Genomic DNA, 1,411 nt, shown 5'->3' on the forward strand with positions numbered 1-1,411 from the left:
CTAGTAGTGCTTCGTTAGGTTCTCAGCCTGATTCTGTTGCGGGGCAGGCGTCGGCCGCAGGTGGTGCAGGTGCCGGTCCAGCACTGCAGCAGGTCCTGGAGGGCGTCGAGGACCTGGTAGAGGGTCAGGCCGGCGTGTGTGCTTTTGGGTCGAGCCGCCGCAGGGTGAGGAATGCCTGGGCGGCTGTGACGAGGGTGACGTGGTGGTGCCAGCCGCGCCAGGTGCGGCCTTCGAAGTGGTCCATGCCGAGGCCGTGCTTGAGTTCGCGGTAGTCGTGTTCGATGCGCCAGCGCATCTTCGCCCACCTCACCAGGTCGGTGATCGGTGTGCTGGCGGGCAGGTTGGTCATCCAGTAGCCGCTCGGCTCGTCGGCGTCTTCGGGCTGTTCGACGAGCAGGGTCCGCAGCGGCAGGACACCGCTCCAGCGGTTGCGTCCTCCGGCCTGGCCCTGGGCGGTGCGGCAGGCTTCCTTCCCCGACGGCCGGACCTCGATCACAGCGAAATGCGAGGTCATCCGGCCTTTGCTGCCCTGCCGCCAGGTGACCTGTTCAAACGGCGTGTCCGAGGTGATGAACGTGGTCAGAGGCTGGGCCGGCCCGCGGTAGCGGGGCAGCGTGGGCGGTCCCAGACCGCCGTAGGCCGGCTGATAAGGCTCGGCCGCGGCCGGGCGAGCGACCTCCTTGGAGTCCACCGCCATGACATAGGACCAGCCTCGTTCCTCCAGCGCGAGCCGGAACGAGACGCTGCGGCCGTAACCTGCGTCCGCCACGATCACCGGCACCCCCAGGCCCTGCATGGCCAGCCGGTCCAGCAACCCCAAGGCCAGACGGGTCTTGGAGACATGCCCGATCCCGTCGGGGACACCGGCCAGTCGGCGTCGCCGGTCATCACTGTTCCATTCCTCGGGCAGGAACAACTCCCACTCCAACGGGCACGATGCCGTGTCGGTGGCCGCGTGCACGCTGACCGCGACCTGGCAGTTCGCCCGCTTGCCCAGCGCCCCGCAGTACTGCCGGGCCACCCCCACCGACGCCGTGCCGCACTTGGGGAACGACACATCGTCGACGACCCACACCTCAGGCGCGATCGCTTCGCTCAATCGCTCGGCGATCCGCCGCCTCACCGGCAGCGGATCCCACGGCGACTGGTTCACGAACTGCTGCAGGGCCTGCATGTTCCCATCCGGCAACCGCTCGGCCATCGGCTGGATCGACTTCCGACGGCCGTCCAGCATCAAACCCCGCAGATAACAGCCGCCCCACCGCCGCTGATCCCACCGCGGAAGCGAGGCGAACACATCGGCAACGAACTCCGATAACTCACCCCGGAGCCGTTCCACCTCCCCAAGCCTCATACCGAAGAAGATGCCCACCACCAGGCGAGATCACCCGACGTAACGAAGCACTACTAG

Annotated in this window: 1 protein-coding gene; it reads right to left on the bottom strand. The window is 67.7% G+C overall.

The features are described from left to right. Window positions 1-124 precede the first annotated feature (124 nt). The gene (locus ACF06X_RS34630; protein WP_392291309.1) at window positions 125-1,354 is read right to left on the bottom strand and encodes an IS701 family transposase; all 1,230 of its coding nucleotides are present in this window, start codon (window positions 1,352-1,354) and stop codon (window positions 125-127) included. Window positions 1,355-1,411 lie beyond the last annotated feature (57 nt).

The sequence above is a fragment of the Streptomyces sp. NPDC015346 genome (assembly GCF_043078785.1).
In the GTDB taxonomy this organism is placed as follows: Bacteria; Actinomycetota; Actinomycetes; order Streptomycetales; family Streptomycetaceae; genus Streptomyces.

Coding starts and splice junctions, on each gene's coding strand:
- ACF06X_RS34630 (WP_392291309.1), bottom strand. CDS start 1,354: ATGAGGCTTGGGGAGGTGGAACGGCTCCGGGGTGAGTTATCGGAGTTC.